This is a genomic window from Pseudoalteromonas sp. 2CM32C (assembly GCF_023161925.1).
Taxonomy (GTDB): Bacteria; Pseudomonadota; Gammaproteobacteria; order Enterobacterales; family Alteromonadaceae; genus Pseudoalteromonas; species Pseudoalteromonas marina.
On sequence record NZ_JALNTI010000003.1, the window covers coordinates 428,527 to 445,853 of the forward strand.

A 17,327-nucleotide genomic window follows, 5' to 3' on the forward strand; every position below is an offset into this window, starting at 1 on the left:
TTAACGTTTAACACATAAAAATATTTCATTATTCAAATTATTTTGATTATTTGGGAATAAATGTTTTTTTGAATCGTCTTCTTTATAAAAGGGGTAAAAATCAATGAACGAAACATTAAAAACCTTATTGCCCATGCTTAGGCGTTTTGCCTATTCGCTAACGGGTAGTAAAGCAGATGCAGACGATGTAGTGCAAATAACAATTGAAAAACTATTAGTAAAAGGCATTCCGGATGACGTTGAGCCTGCTAAATGGGCGTTTAAAATTTGCCGCAATGTGTGGATAGACGAATACCGCTCACGCAAGGTAAGGCAAAATACGGCCCAGGCCGATATATTACCAGAGCCAATTACAAGTAATGAGCACCAAACGCTAGAAAACAAACAAATGCTTAAAAATGTAAATACAGCACTTGGGCAATTACCCGAAGAGCAACGTGCCATTGTATCGCTGGTGGCAGTGCAGGGCATGGCCTATAAAGACGTAGCACATACACTCGATATACCTATAGGCAGTGTAATGAGTAAATTATCGCGTGCACGCAGTACACTTTATAATTTAATAAAACCCGACTTTAAAAAGGAGCAAGTATGAACATTAACGACGAAACACTTAGCGCCTTTTTAGACTCAGAGCTAAGCGAGCACGAAATGGAACAAGTGCGTAAAGCCCTTGAAACAGATGATGAACTAGTAATGCGACTTGCAGAGCTAAGCGAAGTAGACATGCGAGTAAAAGAGCACGCAACAAGTATTGATGACGCCCCCCTTAGTGACTCATTAGCTAAAACGGTTGCAAAGCTTGATACAGCAACGACAAAAAAAATGTTAAATAGCAATGTAGTAACGTTAACGCCTTGGCAAAAGGTTAAGCACTCGGCTAATAAAGGCTTAGCAATAGCTGCAAGTGTTGCCGTGGTATTTGGTATTGCAATGACTAGTTATTTACAACCCAATGAGTCGCAAAATTTAGTAGCCAGTAGCATAGCCTCAGCCCTTAATACACAGCTAAGTAGTGGAGAGTATGAGCAAAGTGATGGCTCAGTATTTAGCGCGCAGCTTAGTTTTAAAAATCAGCAAGGTGAGCTTTGTAGGCAGTATGCACTAAGTTCAAACAATACAACGCAAACAAGTATTGCATGTAAAACGCAAGGCGGTTGGCAAATTAAAGCGCAAACAGCAGCGCAGCAAAGCAATAATGGCGCGCAATATCAAACGGCGTCTAATAACAGTGAGTTAGATGCTGTTATAGACAGCATGATCAGCGGCGCACCACTAGATAGAGCGCAAGAGCAGCAAGCAATTAGCGCAAAGTGGCAGTTAAACAAATAATAATGTGTATAAAACGAGGTGAATTATGAAAACATCTATTTTAATTATCAGTATTTTACTTATGGCGGGTTGTGCATTTAACCCTGATTACCGCGCCGCGAATAATGGCTCACAAGGTTACAGTGAGCAAAAAATTAGCGACGATCAATACCGAGTAGAGTTTAAAAGTGTGTCAAACAACGTAGCAGATGCCGGTGACTATGCATTACTACGCGCAGCTGAGCTTACCCAAACGCAAGGCTACGACTGGTTTGTTGTAACAAATAAAGAAACCTTTGTTGAGTCTAAATCGCAAGCGCCCGCGTCATCTATTAGTGCATCACATAGCCAGCAATATGAGCGAAGCTGCGGTTTATTAACTTGCGAAACACGCGCACGGCCAACAAGCAGTTTAGGCGTGCAGGTGAGCAACAATGATAAACGCAAAGAAGTACACACCCTGATTGATATTAAAATGGGCAAAGGCATTAAACCCAGCGACAACAGCTATAGCGCACAAGACTTAATTGAAAACTTAAGCAAAAAAGCACAAAAGTAAGCGCTTTGTAAAAGCACTTAGCGTGTTTTAGCTAGGTGCTTTTTTCGCGGTAAAAATCCAGTAACCAGCATAGTGCCCACAATAACAAATAAAGCGCCTAGTAACGTGTTTGGCCCAATTTGCTCATCTAAAATTAAATGTCCCCAAAAAATGCCAAATAGCGGAATTAAAAACGTGACCGCTAAAGCTGAGGTTGGGCCTATATCTTCAATAAGTTTAAAAAATAAAATATAAGCAAGCGCTGTACACACTACGCCAAGGGCTAAAACGCCAAGCATAACGTTGGTGGTTGGTACTTCACGCATTGGCATAAAAAGTATAAGGGGCAGTACCATAAAACTTGCTGCCCACATTGAGCCGTGTGCGTTATCAAACGGTGCAAGCTTTGGCGCATTTTTTGTGTAATGGGATGCAATGGCATAACAAAATGAAGCGCTTAGCGCTGCTACAATAGCAATAAGTGACTGAGTATTTAGTATAAGATGGTTTTGCCCAACTAAAATTGCCACACCTACTAAACCCAACAGCAAGCCTAAAACCATACTCTTAGTTGGCTTGGTTTTACTCCAGATAATACCCACAACTGCGCCCCAAATAGGCGTTGTAGAATTTAAAATAGATAACGTAGATGCGCTGATAGTTTGCGCGGCATAAGCAAAAAGTAAAAAAGGCAGGGCGGAGTTAAGAGCGCCAATTATAAAAAAGTGCTTTTTGTGTTTAGTAAACGCCAAGCGACGTTTTAAATACAGCGCAACTATAAATAGTGTGAGTGCCGCAAAGCCTACTCTAAATTCTATTAAGACTGCGGGCCCTAAACTAGTGGCGGCCATGCGCATAAATAAAAATGACGCGCCCCAAATTGCAGCCAGAAAAAATAATCGAAGTAAACTTGCTAAGCTCATGATAATATTTTAATTATACGAATAGAGTTATAGAATAACAGGCTTTACGAAGAGTGTAAGCCAGATTCGGTACTCGCATATTAAAAATAATAAAGGACTAGTTATGGTTAGGTATTTACTGGCTACAGCAATTTTGGCTGTGAGTTTATTAAGTGGGTGTGGGTCGACCCCAGTTAATTTATACAGCGATAATACAATGAAGAAAAAAGAATACAACGGTATTAAAGCCTATAAAAACGGGCTGTACGAACAAGCTTTTAATGATTTAGAAGAGCCTGCAGCACTTGGGTATAAAAGCGCACAATACACCCTAGCGTTTATGTTTTTAAAAGGTCAATATTTAGATCAATCAACCAAACTTGGCATGGGTTGGTTAGGTGTAGCTGCAGAAGCTGGCGTTGAAAATTGGTCACATCAATATGATACTTTCTATGCCGCTGCAACATTAGAAGAGAAGCAGCAAATAGATGCAATTGTTGCGCTCTACATTAAGCAGTTTGGTGTTAAAGCTCAAAACATGACTTGCCGAAGGTCAACATCAGCTAGAAGAACATTTGGCGAAATTAAAATTGATTGCACTAAACGTGACGGAGCGGTCACTGTGTATGAAGTAGACACAGTTGAATGAAGCTAGTTGTTAACTAGCTTCTTTTCAAAGTCACTTTTTACTATATCGAGCGCTTTTAAGACTTCTTCAGGCTCTACGTCGTGTTGCTCCAGTATCATAATTAAATCAACAGCGAGCTTAATATGCGTTGGCGCTTCCTCAAGAGGGTTGGTCATTTAAATTTTTCTTTTTAGATATTTGACTAATAGCCACATCAATAGCGGTTTGAACACGTTCTTCCATGTGTATGCGTTCAGCTTGTGGTAAATAAAACGCCATATCTACGTCGTAACGAATGTAACGAGGTGGCAGTTGGTTTAACACGGTACAGCAAAAGTCGGCCATAACGTCGTCGTCATATTTTTCGTCTAGTTTTCGTTTTATGATTTCTTCAACAACAATTTTTTCGTAATAGTTATGTATATCGTCGTGTAATCGCATGTTCCTACCGCTTTGTTATGTTCCATTTAAGTAAGTCTATACTAAGGATTGTTATAAATCGATAGCCGCTTTAAATAGTTGTTTATGCACATTGATTAAGCTGTCTAAATTACGTTGGTAACCGCCGCCTAAACCACACATAAGGGGAATGTTATGTTGCTTACAAAAATCAAGAACAAAAAGATCTCGTTCATAAACACCTGTAATAGATACATTTAATAAACCTAGCTCATCTTTTGTGTAAATGTCTGCGCCCGCGTTGTACAGAATAATATCTGGCTGATGGATACTTACACACAGCGCAAGTGCGTGTTGTAATGTGTCGATATACTCATCGTCGCCAGATTTAGCAGGTAAAGAAAAGTCGTAATCAGATTGCTGCTTTAAACGCGGAAAGTTTTGCTCGCAATGAATTGAGCAAGTAATGATATTTTTATGGCTTTGCTGATTAATAATCTGCGCTGTGCCGTCGCCTTGGTGCACGTCGCAATCAAAAATCAGCACAGTTTTAGCTTTATGAGTATTTAATAAGTGTGTGGCCGCTATGGCTAAATCGTTAAATATACAAAAACCACTGCCGTAATCGCTATAGGCATGGTGATAACCACCGCTTAAATTGCAGGTTAGTCCGCTTTTTAAAGCCTCTTCTGCTGCTTGAATACTCCCACCGACAGACAGCAATGTTCGTTCAACTAATTGAGCCGAATAAGGAAAGCCCATCTTTTTTATCGCTTTATCAGATAAGTTCCCAGTTAAAAAATTATTAATATATTGCTCGCTATGACATAAGGCTAATTGCGAGGGGCGTGCCTTGGCGGGCTGCTTGAATGCGGTTGGTAAAAAGCCTAAATGTTCTATTTCGGTTTTAAGCCGTTGATATTTTTGAATTGGAAAGCGGTGCTTTTCGGGCAAAGGCAAATTTGAATAAAGAGGGTGGTAGTATAGCTGCATGAACAAAGCCCTAACGGAGTTGCTGTTTTTCTACTTGTTGTATTTTGTCTTCAGTGGCTGAAATGGCTTTTCTGCATCGACCTAAACGTGCATGAGTACTTAATATTTCAAGGTTAAGCTTTTGAGCTTTTGCTGGGGATGCATTTTCCATTTGCATTTTACGCTCTTCTATCATCAGCATTAAGCGGCGTTCAAACTCATGGTTTTGTTTTAACTCGTCGTAAAGTTCATGAGAAGACTGCATCACTTTTTTTACAGCTTGCTTATAAACAGCTTGTTTTGGGCGAGGTTTAAACCGACTTTTATTTTCTTTTTCCCAAATTGGTGTTGATTTAATGACATTAAATACGGCCTGGACTTGCGATGCAATTCGCTCTAGCGCGTAGGTATAAGCATGGCGGTGATCGCTTGGTGGTAAGCTTGCTACTTCTTCTTCTATTTCGTTTACGTAATCAGCCAGGTTCATGCTTTTAGTTTGAAATACAGCGCGGTCAAATAGGCTAGGTTGTGCTTGCATATAACGGTTTTTAGCAAACAATTTAGCTCTGTCAAATTGCTCAGCTTGTTGCTTGAGCGAAGTAACTTGCTGTTGTAGTTTTTCTAATGCATTCACTTGCATGCTAAAAGTAAGCCTCGTAAATGAGTTTTAATGCTAAAAGTATAACCATGGTATTAAAAACAGGGCGTATAAATTTACTACCAAACCTAATTGCAGAGTGCGCACCAAACCAGGCTCCTAACATAATAAAAAAGCCCATTGTTATACCAAGCAAAAAGTTTACATGCCCTAAAGCTACAAAGGTTATAAGAGAAATAAAGTTAGACACAAAGTTCATAGAGCGGGCTAAACCGCAATTAAGAAGCAAGTTCATTTTATAAAGCATGCCGTTAGACGCGGTCCAAAATGTACCGGTGCCTGGGCCTGCTAATCCATCAAAAAAACCGAGTGCTAGGCCTTGGACCCACTGCTTTACTTTCATTGCATTGTTGAGTTTTGGTAACTCATCACCTTGTGTGGTGCTCAAATTTCCAAATAAGCTGTAGCAGGCAACAACAATAATTATAATTGGTAGCAACTTATTTAAAAAGTCGATGCTTAAATAATCAACAATAACCGTGCCTAGTAGCGCGCCTATTGCGGTTGCAATAATTGATGCCAACCAAAACTTGGGGCTAAAAAGGTTTTTTTTGTAATAGGTAAAACTTGCTGTTAACGAACCAAAGCTCGCAGCGAGTTTATTAGTACCTAATGTTAGGTGCGGTGGTAAACCGGCCGTAAGTAATGCGGGCACGGTTAACATGCCACCGCCACCGGCTATTGCATCTATAAAGCCTGCTGCCAATGCAACAGCACATAAAATTGCCCAAGTTGTCGGGTCGAGTGCGAGTTCAAACATTAATAGTCTATTTGTCTTTTAAATGGTGGTAGGGTGTCGAGCATGGCTTTACCGTAGCGTTTGGTTACTAAACGCCTATCAAGAATAGTAATACAGCCTTCGTCACTCTCTTTTCGCAGCAGTCTACCACAGCTTTGTACCAATTTCTTAGCAGCATCTGGGACTGTAATTGTTAAAAACGGATTACCGCCTTTGCTTTGCACAAATTCTGCTTGCGCTTCTTCTATTGGAGAGGTAGGCACAGCAAAAGGGATTTTTGTGATAATGAGGTTCTCTAAATATTTACCAGGTAAATCAAGACCTTCTGAAAGGCTTTGCGTACCAAATAAAATACTACCTTTACCACTATCAATATTTTGGCTGTGTTTTTTAAGCAGTGCTTCTCTCGACATCTCACCTTGTACTAATAAGTTAAAACCTTTTGTTCTAAGAAACTTTGCTACATGGTCCATTTGCCAGTACGAGGCAAACAAGACTAAGTTTGCCTTTTTAGTGCTTAAATACTCTGGCAAAGTGGTTGCTAAGTGATCGCTAAAGTCTTTATCGGTAGGTTCAACTTTAGACACGGGAATGCGTAATGTTGCCTGTTTTGGGTAATCAAAGGGCGAGGGAACCTTTATAAATTTAACGCCTTCCTCTTTTGCTAAACCACTTTCATAAGCAAAATGGTCAAACGAACCAAGTGCACTTAATGTGGCAGAACATAAAACAGCGCCGGCGCACTCGTTCCAAAGTTTGTCTTTTAGGTAGTAGCCTACTTCAATGGGGCAGTCGCTTAAAAGGTGGTCATGATGACTTTTATATTCAAGGCGTTTTATCCAACGTGCGTGGGGTATGCCTTCTCCTTTGTTGGCATAACTAAACCATAATTTATTTAGTTGCTCTAAGCGATTAATGTAGTGACCGCTTTCAGCAAGAATAGGATCGGCAACATAAGGTTTTATGTCGCCGTCGCTCACATCTTGTGTAAGGGTGTCGTGCATTTTATTTAAACAACGTAGTGCATCTTGTGTGGCTTCGCTTATATCTTTTGCTTTGCTGTGAAGCGACTTGGGGATTTCACCATGTTCAAAACGGTATGTGTCGTCTTTTGAATATTCAAAGTCAGCATTATCAAGAATATCTCGCACTACTTTTAGATCTTTATTTGCATCGTTTATACTATCGCAAAGCTTAAAGTTTTGACCTATGGCTCTTTGTCCTACTAATATTTTTGCCATTTTTCCGCTGAATTTAGTGAGCTTATCGAGCCATTCTATTGTGCCTTTAATGGTTGCTGCAGCAGACGAAAAGTCGCGTGTTATATGGGCTAAATGGTGTGCTTCATCAATTACATAAATAGTGTTGTCTGGTTCGGGTAAAATTTTACCACCGCCTAAATCTAAATCAGCCAGTAGCAAAGAGTGATTAATAACCAACACATCCATTTGCATGAGTTGTTGGCGAGCTAATTGAAATGGGCAAGTCAAATGCGCTTTCATTTGACGTTGGCAAGCATGCTTGTCGCAAGCAATTAAATTCCAAACTCTGTCGGGAATTGTATCTGCCCAGCTATCTCTATCGCCTTGCCATTTTTTATTTACGTAAGCATCGTATAGCCCTTGCAAGCATTTGCTTTCCATATCACTTAATGGAGAGGTAAGCGTTGGCATAAAGTCCATTTGAGTTTGGCTATCACCATTAACAGCATTATGTAGTTTATGAGCGCAAATATAGCGGTGGCGCCCTTTAACTAAATCAAACTTAAAGTCGAGCCCAGAATGTGTTTTAAAAAAAGGCAGTTCTTTTGCGATTAATTGCTCTTGCAATGCCACGGTAGCCGTAGAAATTACTAGCTTCTTTTTTTGTGCCAATGCTAAAGGCAAGGCCCCCAAACAATAAGCAAGTGACTTACCGGTACCTGTGCCAGCTTCTATGACGCAAATTCGTTGTTTTTTGTGATACTCACCAGCCAATGTTTTTGCAATTTCTGCAACAAGGTAATTTTGACTGCTGCGCGGCCTATAATCATTCAGGTTTTTAGCCACATGCTGATGCACTTGCCTAATAGTTTTTTTTAGAGAGTCAGAAAGCATGGAATGATTTGCCTAAAGTATGTATATAATTACAGTGTGTATATTAAGTGGGATCGTGCATTGACACAAGCAATCTATCAGGGCTTTATTTTATCAAGGCAACAATATTCGTCTAAACATAGTGAGGGGATCACACTATGCTATTGGCTTGCATCCGATCACGGCCCAATTAAAGTTGTTATTGAAAATCAGCAAGCTGTGTTTTTTATCTCACAAGATCAACAGCAACATGCCCAGCAGTTATTAGATAAAGCACGTATAAGTGTTAATTTTAAAACAATTGAAATGAGTCACTTTAGCGGCAAAGCCTGTGTTGCCTGCTATTTTAATAATACCAGCAGTATTTATAAGGCACGAACATTATTTGAAAACACCATAACTATTTACGAGGGTGATATTCGCCACAGCGATCGCTTTTTAATGGAGCGCTTTATTAGAGGTGGTGTTTGGGTTACTGGAGATGTTAGTCAAAAAAACGGCTTTTTACTTATACAAAACGCAAAGTTGAAAGCAAATACAGATTACACACCCAAGCTTAAGTCGCTGTCATTAGATATTGAATGTGATGGGGAGGGCGTGCTGTTTTCAATAGGTCTTGTTGGTAATGGACTTGATTGCGTTTTAATGATTGGCGAACCACACAATCATAGTGAACAAATCAACATTGACTGGTGTTTAGATGAGCTTGAGTTACTTACAAAGTTACATATTTATTTAAGTAGTAATGATCCCGACATTATTATTGGGTGGAATGTAATAGAGTTTGATTTTTCAGTACTTAATGCCCGTGCTGAAGCGCTTGGAATTTCCCTTAAATTGGGCAGAGATAACCAACCAATTAATATCAATACGGGGCACTATACTCGCCTTACGTTGCCAGGAAGATGTGTTGTTGATGGAATTGACACTTTAAAAAATGCGACTTATCACTTTGATAATTACTCTTTAGGGAACATTGCCGAAAAAGTATTAGGTGAAGCCAAGCTAATTCAATCAGACAACCGGTTAGGCGAAATTATTCGCCAATTTAATGAGGATAAACTGACTCTAGCGGCTTACAACCGCCAAGACTGTATTTTAGTTAATCGTATTTTTACTAAATTAAACTTATATGAATTTGCTATTGTTCGCACACAGCTAACAGGCCTTGAGCTTGAACGAATGGGCGGCTCTGTGGCTGCTTTTACTAATTTGTATTTACCCTTGCTGCACCGCAGTGGTTATGTAGCCCCTAATTTAGGCGACCATGGTTTGTCTTTTGACAGCCCTGGTGGCTACGTGATGGACTCATTGCCTGGGCTTTATAAAAATATTCTGGTTTTAGATTTTAAAAGTTTATACCCCTCTATTATGCGCACTTTTTGTATTGACCCTCTAGGATTAATAAAAGGGTTAAATGCCCCTAATGATGCAATACAAGGCTTTAATAATGCAGTGTTTTCTCGTAGTGAGCATCATTTACCAAAGTTAATTGAATACCTAACTAAAACCCGTCAAAACGCCAAAGACACCAACCAACCAATGTTATCGCAAGCAATTAAAATTATTATGAACAGCTTATATGGTGTACTTGGATCTAAGGGATGTCGATTTTATGATCCTCGTTTATCAAGTTCTATTACGCTGCGCGGCCATGAAATTATGCAAACGACGCGTAAATGGATGGAGGAGCTTGGGTACAGTGTTATTTATGGTGATACAGACTCAATTTTTGTAAAAGTGGATGAGAGCTTAACTGCCGAATGCTGCAATAAAATTGGTAATGAATTGATGACTCATATTAATCATCAATGGGAGCGGCATATAGCGAAGCATTTTAATTTAAAAAGCTATTTAGAAATTGAATTTGAAACCCATTACAGTCCCTTTTTTATGCCTACAATTCGCGATAAAAAAACGGGCTCTAAAAAACGTTACGTTGGTAAAATAGTAAAAGGTGATGAATCTAAAATCGTCTTTAAAGGTATGGAAACCGTGAGAAGTGATTGGACTGAATTTGCCCAAGAGTTTCAAAAAGAGCTATTTGAGGCTTTGTTTGATTCACAGTTTGAAATTGCCCAACTTGACGAAATAGTAAAAGATTATACTAAGCGACTTTTTGCCGGTGAGTTTGATCAAAAGCTTGTTTACAAAAAACGCCTTGGTAGAAATCTAAACGATTACGAAAAAAATATTCCACCACATGTACAAGCGGTAAAAAAACACAAGGCAGAACATCCTGACTTTGAAGTAATGCGCGGGCAAATTATAGAGTATGTTTATGCGATGTCAGGGGCAGAAATATTTAATGGAAAAAATGCACTTAATTACCCATTATACCAACAGAGACAGCTGGTTCCGATATCTGCAGCAATATTTGATGCCTTAGTGATAGATAATAAAAAAAACAACCTCGGTCAGCTTTTTCTGCCTGATTTTTAAGCTCTTTGCTTATTAAATTTGCGTTGAACTACAAAACTTACAAAAGTAAATATTTTAATTTGAAGTGAAAAAAGCAACAAACTGTTAATGCACTAAATTTAGATTGTGTATTTATTTGTTAATTAACAATAGTTTAAGATTTATTTTTTTTTGATGTAATTTACGTTTAGCTCTTTTTAGTAATTAATTATTAACGCAACGTTAATTCCTTGTTGACCTTGCTCTTTCACTAGTATTATCATTGAAGGCACAGTGATTGGGGTACTCAATACGTTTTGTACCGCTAGACTGAAAAAATTATAATTAATAAATGTATTCCTGGGAGAATCAAATGTTAAATAACAAAGTTTCAAAAGCAGTTCGCTTAGCGATCGCTTTTGGCGCAGCATCTACAGCTGCATTTTCAGCAAGTTCTTTTGCTGCAGAAGAAGATTCTGCAGAAAAAGTTGAGCGTATTGAAGTAACTGGTTCACGTATCAAACGTGTTGACATGGCTGGTGATTTACCAGTAACAGTTATCGACCGTACTGCAATCGAGCTTAGTGGTGAAACTTCAGTAGCTGATTTATTACGTAATACTACATTTAACAGTCTGGGTTCGTTCCGTCCGCAGTCTGGTAGTTCTGCTCAGGGCGCTACTACGGTAAGCTTGCGTGGTTTAGGTTCTGACCGTTCTCTAGTTTTAGTAGATGGCCGTCGTTTACCTAAGTCAACTCTTACTGGTTCAAGCCAAGATTTGAACTCAATCCCAATGGCAGCTGTTGAGCGTGTTGAAATCCTTACTGATGGTGCTTCTGCACTTTACGGTTCAGATGCTATCGGTGGTGTAATTAACGTAATTTTACGTAAAGACTTTAATGGTGCAGAAGTTACTTTAGGTTCTGGCCGTATTGAGCATGAAGGCGGCGACCGTGAAAATGGTTCTGTACTTTTCGGTGCTTCTTCAGACAACTCTCGTGTACTTGCTGGTGCATCTTGGAGTGGTCGTGACATTGTTTACGCTCGTGACTTCCCATGGTACAGCCCAGGTGGTTCAGTTTATTCAAACAACTTCACAACATTCACAACTACAGATGGTGAAAGAGCAAGTAATTTTGATTTCTTCTCTCCAGAAGCTACATGTGAAGGCGTAGGTAATGAAAACTTCTACCGCATTGGCGCACGTTGTGGTTTTAACTTCGCAGCAGTATCTGCTGATGAAGCGTCAATCAAAAACCGCTCAGCTTTCGTTAAAGCTACATACGATGTGAACGATGACTGGAGTATTTACACAGACATCAACATTGCACAAACTAAATCATTTGGTCGTTACGCACCTGGTCTTGATACAACAGCTTACGATTCATCACCTGATACAGTATTTATCAGTGCAGATAGCCCTAACAACCCAACTAACCCTAACAGCCCAATCTACGATGCTTCTCTAGAAATGGAACAGCAAGGTCTAGATTTCTGGCATCGTTTTGCTGCGTTAGGTAATCGTGACAACAATTTATCTACAGAGCTTAAAGATATCGGTTTTGGCGCTAAAGGTATGATTGGTGATGTTTCTGTTGAAACAGGTGTTCGTAAAACAATTAACGAAAGCCATAACGTAGGTACAGGTTACATCCTTCGTAGTATTGCTCGTCAATACATCAACGACGGTACTTACATGCTTAACGACCCGTTCGGTGCATCTGAAGAAGTTAGAGGCGCAATGACGGTAACTACTTCACGTACTGGTAAGTTTAACCAAGAAGAGTTTTATGCAAATGCTGCGTTTGACCTTATGGAAACTGACGCTGGTGCAATTCAAGCATTCGTAGGTTTTGAATACCGTTCAGAAGATTATGCTGACGTATATGATTCACTTTCTGCAGCAGGCCAAGTAGGTGGTTCTTCAGGTAGCAGTGCAGGTGGTGCACGTTCAGTTCGTGGTTTATTCTTTGAAACATTAGTTCCAGTAACTGAAGAGTTTGAGCTTAACTTTGCCGGTCGTTACGATGATTACTCTGACTATGGTTCAGATTTCTCACCTAAAGTGTCAGCACGTTACAACCCAATTGATGACCTAGTACTTCGTGCATCATGGGGTAAAGGTTTCCGCGCTCCTTCATTACCAGACCTAACTCAACAGCCTTCTGAATCAGCTGATTCAGTTTCTGATGAAGCTACATGTTTGGCAATTGGTGAAGCTGCAAATTGTTCTTCACAAATCAATGCTACAGTTATTGCTAACCCTGACTTAGGTTCAGAGCAGTCTGATCAATACTCACTAGGTGTTGTTTACCAAGTAACAGATGCTATTTCTGTAGAACTTGATTACTACAACATTGAAATCACTAACCGAATCCGTGCTTTCGGAGCTCAAGCTATCATTGATGCACGTTTACGTGGTGACTCTGTGCCAGATGCGTTCACTGTATCTCGTTCACCAAACGGTGCGATTACTAGTCTTGTTCGTGGTTTTGGTAACGATGGTAGCTTAGAAACTTCAGGTATCGATTTTAAAGCTAACTCAATGTTTGAGTTTGGTGATGCTGGTACTTTAAGAACTAACTTCAACCTATCTCACATTGTAGATTACAGCACAGATGGCGGTCGTAACTTCGTTGATGATCCAGGTGTACCGCAAATGCGTCTAAACCTGTCTAACGTTTACTCTATCTCTGATTTTGATTTCACTTGGAATCTAAACCTGATTGATAGCCAGTGTGAAGACATCACTGCAGATGGTGAGTGTGAAGGTCACATTCCTTCATGGGTAACTCATGATTTACAAGTAGCGTACAACACACCTTGGAACGGTAAAGTGAGCTTTGGTGCACAAAATGCATTTGGCAAGCAGCCACCACTTTTCGGATACGATGGTCGTGACTACAACTTTAACCTTTACTCAGGTTTTGGTCGTACAATGTACTTAAACTTTAAACAGTCTTTCTAAGTTTTTAGTTTAGATATTACAAAGAGTGACTCTTGAGTCACTCTTTTTTTTGGAGAAAATAAAATGCACTGGGATCATTACTGGGACCTTACAAAAGCTTTATCTAGTTTTGGTGATGCAAATACAGCCCTAGGTTACCCAGAAGAAGTGTTAAACTTTTGGGATGACGTTGTATTAGAAAAAGGAGAAGGTGCTGTTTATCTTGATTTAGCAACCGGTAAGGGAGCTTTAGCAATCTGGCTACAATGCCTTTTAAAAAGAAAAAACTTATCTGGCTCGGTGTATGGCTGCGACTTAGCAAACATTGATGAGTTAAAAATTACCAGTGATGTTGACGAAATTAATAGTGCTATTAATAAAGTTAAGTTTCAGTTTAATACTTCATTAGAAAATCTACCTTATCCAAATGAGTATTTTGATATATTAGTTAGCCAATTCGGTTTTGAGTATTCTAATTGGTCACACTCTTTAAATGAGGCACGTAGAGTGCTTAATAAAGATGGTGAAATTATATTAATGATGCATCACCCTGATTCAGTTATAACCAACGATTGCAAAAGCGGTTTGAAAATACTTAATTGGATGTTGGAAAACAACATATTAAATGAACTTGAAAGCTTAGTAACTTTGAAGCTTCAAGGTCATATTGAGTTATTTCAGACACGAAATAAAGAAGTGATTCAAAAAATTCAGAGCTTAAATATATCCAATGATGAAGAAAAGCTCTGGTTTGCAGATATAATGTCTAAAGTATCAAAGATAATGCTAAATATTGATCAAACGAGTAAAACAAAATTAAATAGCTTACAAAATGCTTTAAGACAACAAATTGAAAGGTTATTAGATCAAACTTCTGTTGCATTTAGTGAAGATGAAATTTACGAAAAATTTGAAGCTGCAAAGCTTAAAAATATGAAAATGTCTATTGCGACATTCAATGTAAATAATGAACTGTTTTGTTGGCAAATAAAAATTTCTCCAAAGGAAATGTAGCTTTAATTTAGTTAACAGTTTATATCAACTTTGCTTTTAAAAAAGTTGAGAGTTTTTTAGTTATTTTGTGTATTAATTTTAGTAATAGCAATTTCTTATTTTTTAAATCTTTATTCTTTGTCATAGTTATTTTAAATTAAAGTATCTATACTTATTTTGTTATGTTTATAAATTTAAAGAGATATAAATGAAAGAAGTTCGAGCTTTTATAAAGACTGCATCCTTAACTGAACTTGAAAAAGCACAACAATTAGTTACTGATGCAATTTCAAAATATACCCAACAGCAAAAAGCAAAACAGGAAGTTTTGGATCTTTTAAAAGAAAAAGGACTTACGTTAGAAGATTTACAAGACACATCCGCAGATAAGCGCACTAAAGTTAAAGCTAAATATCGCATTGAAGTTGATGGTGAAATCATTGAGTGGACTGGCCGTGGCCGCCGCCCAAAAGCGTTTGAAAATGTTGATTTACAAAAACACCTAGCTTAACAATATAAAAGAGAGGCGCAGCTTCTCTTTTTATTTCCTGTCAATAATTTAAATAAAGCTAAAAAACGTCATCCGTTATTAGATAAAGTATTCTTATTCAAATCCAATTATTTTCCCATGAGCTATAAACTTAGACCTTATCAGCAAGAGGCGGTTGAACGCACCGTTGTTCACTTTAGAAAAACCAATGATCCCGCAGTTATTGTGTTGCCAACAGGTGCAGGTAAAAGTTTAGTCATCGCTGAGCTTGCCCGTATAGCTAAACAAAAAATATTGGTCCTTGCTCATGTTAAAGAACTTGTAGAGCAAAATTCACAAAAATATAAAAGTTTTGGTTTAGAGGCGAGTATATTTTCCGCAGGTTTAAAAGAAAAATCTTTAACCCATCAAGTCACTTTTGCTAGTGTGCAGTCACTTTCACGTAATTTGGATAAACTCAATGAGCATTATTCTTTACTTATTATTGATGAATGCCACAGAGTAAATGGTGATAAAAAAAGCCAATACGGCAAAGTTATAAGTGCATTACAAGCGTACAACCCGCATTTAAAAGTATTGGGCTTAACGGCTACGCCTTATCGTTTAGGCATGGGGTGGATATACCATCACCATTATCATGGTTTTGTTAAAGGGACGACAGAAAGCCCATTTAAACGTTGTATATTTGAATTGCCGCTTAGGTACATGATTAAAAATAACTATTTAACCCCACCAAATGAAGTTGATGCTGCCATTGACCACTACGATTTTTCGTCTCTAGAGACGAATGCGTTTGGCCAATACACTGCCGATGATATGAACGCGCTTTTAAAAAGTAACGAGCGAGCAACTCAGGCTATTCTTAAACAAGTGATTGCATATAGCGAGCAGCGCAAAGGTGTAATGGTTTTTGCGGCAACAGTTATGCATGCCCAAGAAATATTAAGCTACTTACCAACAGCCCAAAGCGCGCTAATTAAAGGCGATACGCCTAATATTGAACGCGATAAAATCATTTCTGCGTTTAAAAGTAAAACGTTAAAGTATTTGGTTAATGTTTCTGTGTTAACAACCGGCTTTGATGCGCCACATGTAGATTTTATTGCCATCTTGCGTCCTACAGAGTCTGTAAGCTTATACCAACAAATTGTAGGTCGGGGCTTACGATTATCAGAATCTAAAACCGATTGCTTAGTGATTGATTATGCCGGAAATGGTTTTAATTTATTTCACCCTGAAGTAGGGGATAAAAAAGGCGACAGCGATAATGAACCTGTACAAGTACTTTGTCCAGGTTGTGGGTTTGCTAATATATTTTGGGGTAAAACGGACTTTGCTGGCAAAGTTGTTGAGCATTTTGGTAGACGTTGCCAAGGGTTATTAGAAGACGATGAAGGTAGCAAAGAGCAGTGCGATTATCGTTTTAGATTTAAAGAGTGTGAGGAATGTGGTGCGCAAAACGATATTGCTGTTCGAAAATGCCACGACTGCGGCGCTATAATGGCTGATCCTGACGACAAGTTGCGTAATGCGCTAAACTTAAAAGATGCATTAGTGCTTCGTTGTAGTGGGCTAACAGTAACTCAACTTAAAGACGAGCTAATCAAAGTTACTTATTTTGACGAAGACGGCACTAGTTGTGATGAAGTTTACAACCTTGCCAGTAAAGGCGGTCAGTTTATCTTTAATAAACAATTTGGTAAACGGCTTGCGCATGGACAAAAACCAACAGACTTTAAAGCAGCAGAACAGGTAATTAAAGCGCAGTTAGACTTGGTGCACCCTGACTTTGTGATTGCGCGAAAAAGTAAAAAATATGGTTGGAAAGTAGCAGATAAGTTATTTGATTATAAGGGGAGTTTTAGAAAGGCAAATCAGTTAAGTCGTTAAACTTAACTGATTTTAAAATATTAGGCGGCGTCTTCGTCCATTAATCCCCAACCGTCACCGTAACCGTTATAGCCATTCGCTATACTTTCCAGGTACTGTTCAGCTTGGCCTAGTAATGTGTGCTCTGGTACCATTTGTACATGAGTGATTACTTCCCAAACGCCAGTGTCTTTGCATTTTTCGACGTCGGCGGTTTGTACTAATGCATCAGAAACAATATCTTTAGCAAACTTATCAGCATCGGCTTGTTGCTCAAATAAAATGAAAAAGTCGATTTGCTGCATTTTGCTTAAATCGACGCCTGCAGCGGCTATTTCGGCTAACAGCTGGCCGTTTTCGTCATCTGGAAATTGCATTAAAAACTCATCTAAAAATAATTTTGTGT

Annotated in this window: 17 protein-coding genes; 9 read left to right on the top strand and 8 right to left on the bottom strand. The window is 38.7% G+C overall.

The features are described from left to right. Positions 1 to 103: 103 nt before the first annotated feature. From MTF67_RS08925 to MTF67_RS08935, 3 genes are read left to right on the top strand one after another with little or no spacing between them, the layout of a single operon-like run. Positions 104 to 595 (top strand): RNA polymerase sigma factor, encoded by a 492-nt coding sequence (locus MTF67_RS08925; RefSeq protein ID WP_039038091.1) that lies wholly within the window; start codon positions 104 to 106, stop codon positions 593 to 595. Further along, positions 592 to 1,332 carry a hypothetical protein gene (locus MTF67_RS08930; RefSeq protein WP_248519318.1) on the top strand — a complete coding sequence of 247 codons (741 nt, stop codon included), beginning with the start codon at positions 592 to 594 and terminating at the stop codon, positions 1,330 to 1,332. The genes MTF67_RS08925 and MTF67_RS08930 overlap by 4 nt, the downstream gene beginning before the upstream one ends. Positions 1,333 to 1,357: 25 nt before the next feature. Further along, a complete protein-coding gene (locus MTF67_RS08935; protein ID WP_248519319.1) occupies positions 1,358 to 1,870 on the top strand; it encodes a hypothetical protein in 513 nt (170 codons plus the stop codon). 17 nt (positions 1,871 to 1,887) lie between these two features. Here the strand turns inward: MTF67_RS08935 and MTF67_RS08940 are convergent, their stop codons facing one another. After that, positions 1,888 to 2,772, bottom strand: coding sequence for a DMT family transporter (locus tag MTF67_RS08940; protein ID WP_248519320.1), 885 nt, complete (start codon positions 2,770 to 2,772; stop codon positions 1,888 to 1,890). A gap of 103 nt (positions 2,773 to 2,875) precedes the next feature. Between MTF67_RS08940 and MTF67_RS08945 the strand changes: the two genes are divergently transcribed. Beyond that, positions 2,876 to 3,400 carry a sel1 repeat family protein gene (locus MTF67_RS08945; protein ID WP_248519321.1) on the top strand — a complete coding sequence of 175 codons (525 nt, stop codon included), beginning with the start codon at positions 2,876 to 2,878 and terminating at the stop codon, positions 3,398 to 3,400. Positions 3,401 to 3,402: 2 nt separating this feature from the next. Here MTF67_RS08945 and MTF67_RS08950 read toward each other — a convergent pair whose 3' ends face one another. The 6 genes from MTF67_RS08950 to dinG are packed head-to-tail and all read right to left on the bottom strand — an operon-like array spanning position 3,403 to position 8,243. Then, a complete protein-coding gene (locus tag MTF67_RS08950) occupies positions 3,403 to 3,555 on the bottom strand; it encodes a YbaM family protein (protein ID WP_006793581.1) in 153 nt (50 codons plus the stop codon). Further along, a complete protein-coding gene (locus MTF67_RS08955; RefSeq protein WP_006793580.1) occupies positions 3,539 to 3,820 on the bottom strand; it encodes a late competence development ComFB family protein in 282 nt (93 codons plus the stop codon). The genes MTF67_RS08950 and MTF67_RS08955 overlap by 17 nt, the downstream gene beginning before the upstream one ends. A gap of 51 nt (positions 3,821 to 3,871) precedes the next feature. Further along, a complete protein-coding gene (locus MTF67_RS08960) occupies positions 3,872 to 4,771 on the bottom strand; it encodes a histone deacetylase (RefSeq protein ID WP_008129306.1) in 900 nt (299 codons plus the stop codon). 10 nt (positions 4,772 to 4,781) lie between these two features. Next, on the bottom strand, positions 4,782 to 5,390 hold the full coding sequence (locus MTF67_RS08965) for a primosomal replication protein (RefSeq protein WP_006793578.1): 609 nt from the start codon (positions 5,388 to 5,390) through the stop codon (positions 4,782 to 4,784). A gap of 1 nt (position 5,391) precedes the next feature. Further along, on the bottom strand, positions 5,392 to 6,168 hold the full coding sequence (locus MTF67_RS08970) for a TSUP family transporter (protein WP_039038085.1): 777 nt from the start codon (positions 6,166 to 6,168) through the stop codon (positions 5,392 to 5,394). Then, positions 6,168 to 8,243: an ATP-dependent DNA helicase DinG gene (gene dinG / locus MTF67_RS08975; protein ID WP_039038084.1), complete on the bottom strand. Its 2,076-nt coding sequence runs from the start codon at positions 8,241 to 8,243 to the stop codon at positions 6,168 to 6,170. Before dinG ends, MTF67_RS08970 begins: the two co-directional genes overlap by 1 nt. Positions 8,244 to 8,303: 60 nt before the next feature. Between dinG and MTF67_RS08980 the strand changes: the two genes are divergently transcribed. From MTF67_RS08980 to MTF67_RS09000, 5 genes are all read left to right on the top strand, one after another. Next, positions 8,304 to 10,664: a DNA polymerase II gene (locus tag MTF67_RS08980; protein ID WP_248519322.1), complete on the top strand. Its 2,361-nt coding sequence runs from the start codon at positions 8,304 to 8,306 to the stop codon at positions 10,662 to 10,664. Positions 10,665 to 10,995: 331 nt separating this feature from the next. After that, positions 10,996 to 13,590: a TonB-dependent receptor gene (locus MTF67_RS08985; protein WP_082652822.1), complete on the top strand. Its 2,595-nt coding sequence runs from the start codon at positions 10,996 to 10,998 to the stop codon at positions 13,588 to 13,590. A gap of 63 nt (positions 13,591 to 13,653) precedes the next feature. Then, positions 13,654 to 14,583: a class I SAM-dependent methyltransferase gene (locus MTF67_RS08990; protein WP_010557133.1), complete on the top strand. Its 930-nt coding sequence runs from the start codon at positions 13,654 to 13,656 to the stop codon at positions 14,581 to 14,583. A gap of 187 nt (positions 14,584 to 14,770) precedes the next feature. Continuing rightward, entirely contained in the window at positions 14,771 to 15,073 is a 303-nt protein-coding gene (locus MTF67_RS08995; protein ID WP_006794071.1) for an H-NS family nucleoid-associated regulatory protein, read from the top strand. A gap of 117 nt (positions 15,074 to 15,190) precedes the next feature. Then, entirely contained in the window at positions 15,191 to 16,942 is a 1,752-nt protein-coding gene (locus tag MTF67_RS09000) for a DEAD/DEAH box helicase (protein WP_248519323.1), read from the top strand. Positions 16,943 to 16,962: 20 nt separating this feature from the next. On the opposite strand, the gene MTF67_RS09005 is transcribed toward MTF67_RS09000, so the two are convergent. Then, the gene (locus MTF67_RS09005; protein WP_008129315.1) at positions 16,963 to 17,298 is read right to left on the bottom strand and encodes a ribonuclease E inhibitor RraB; all 336 of its coding nucleotides are present in this window, start codon (positions 17,296 to 17,298) and stop codon (positions 16,963 to 16,965) included. Positions 17,299 to 17,327 lie beyond the last annotated feature (29 nt).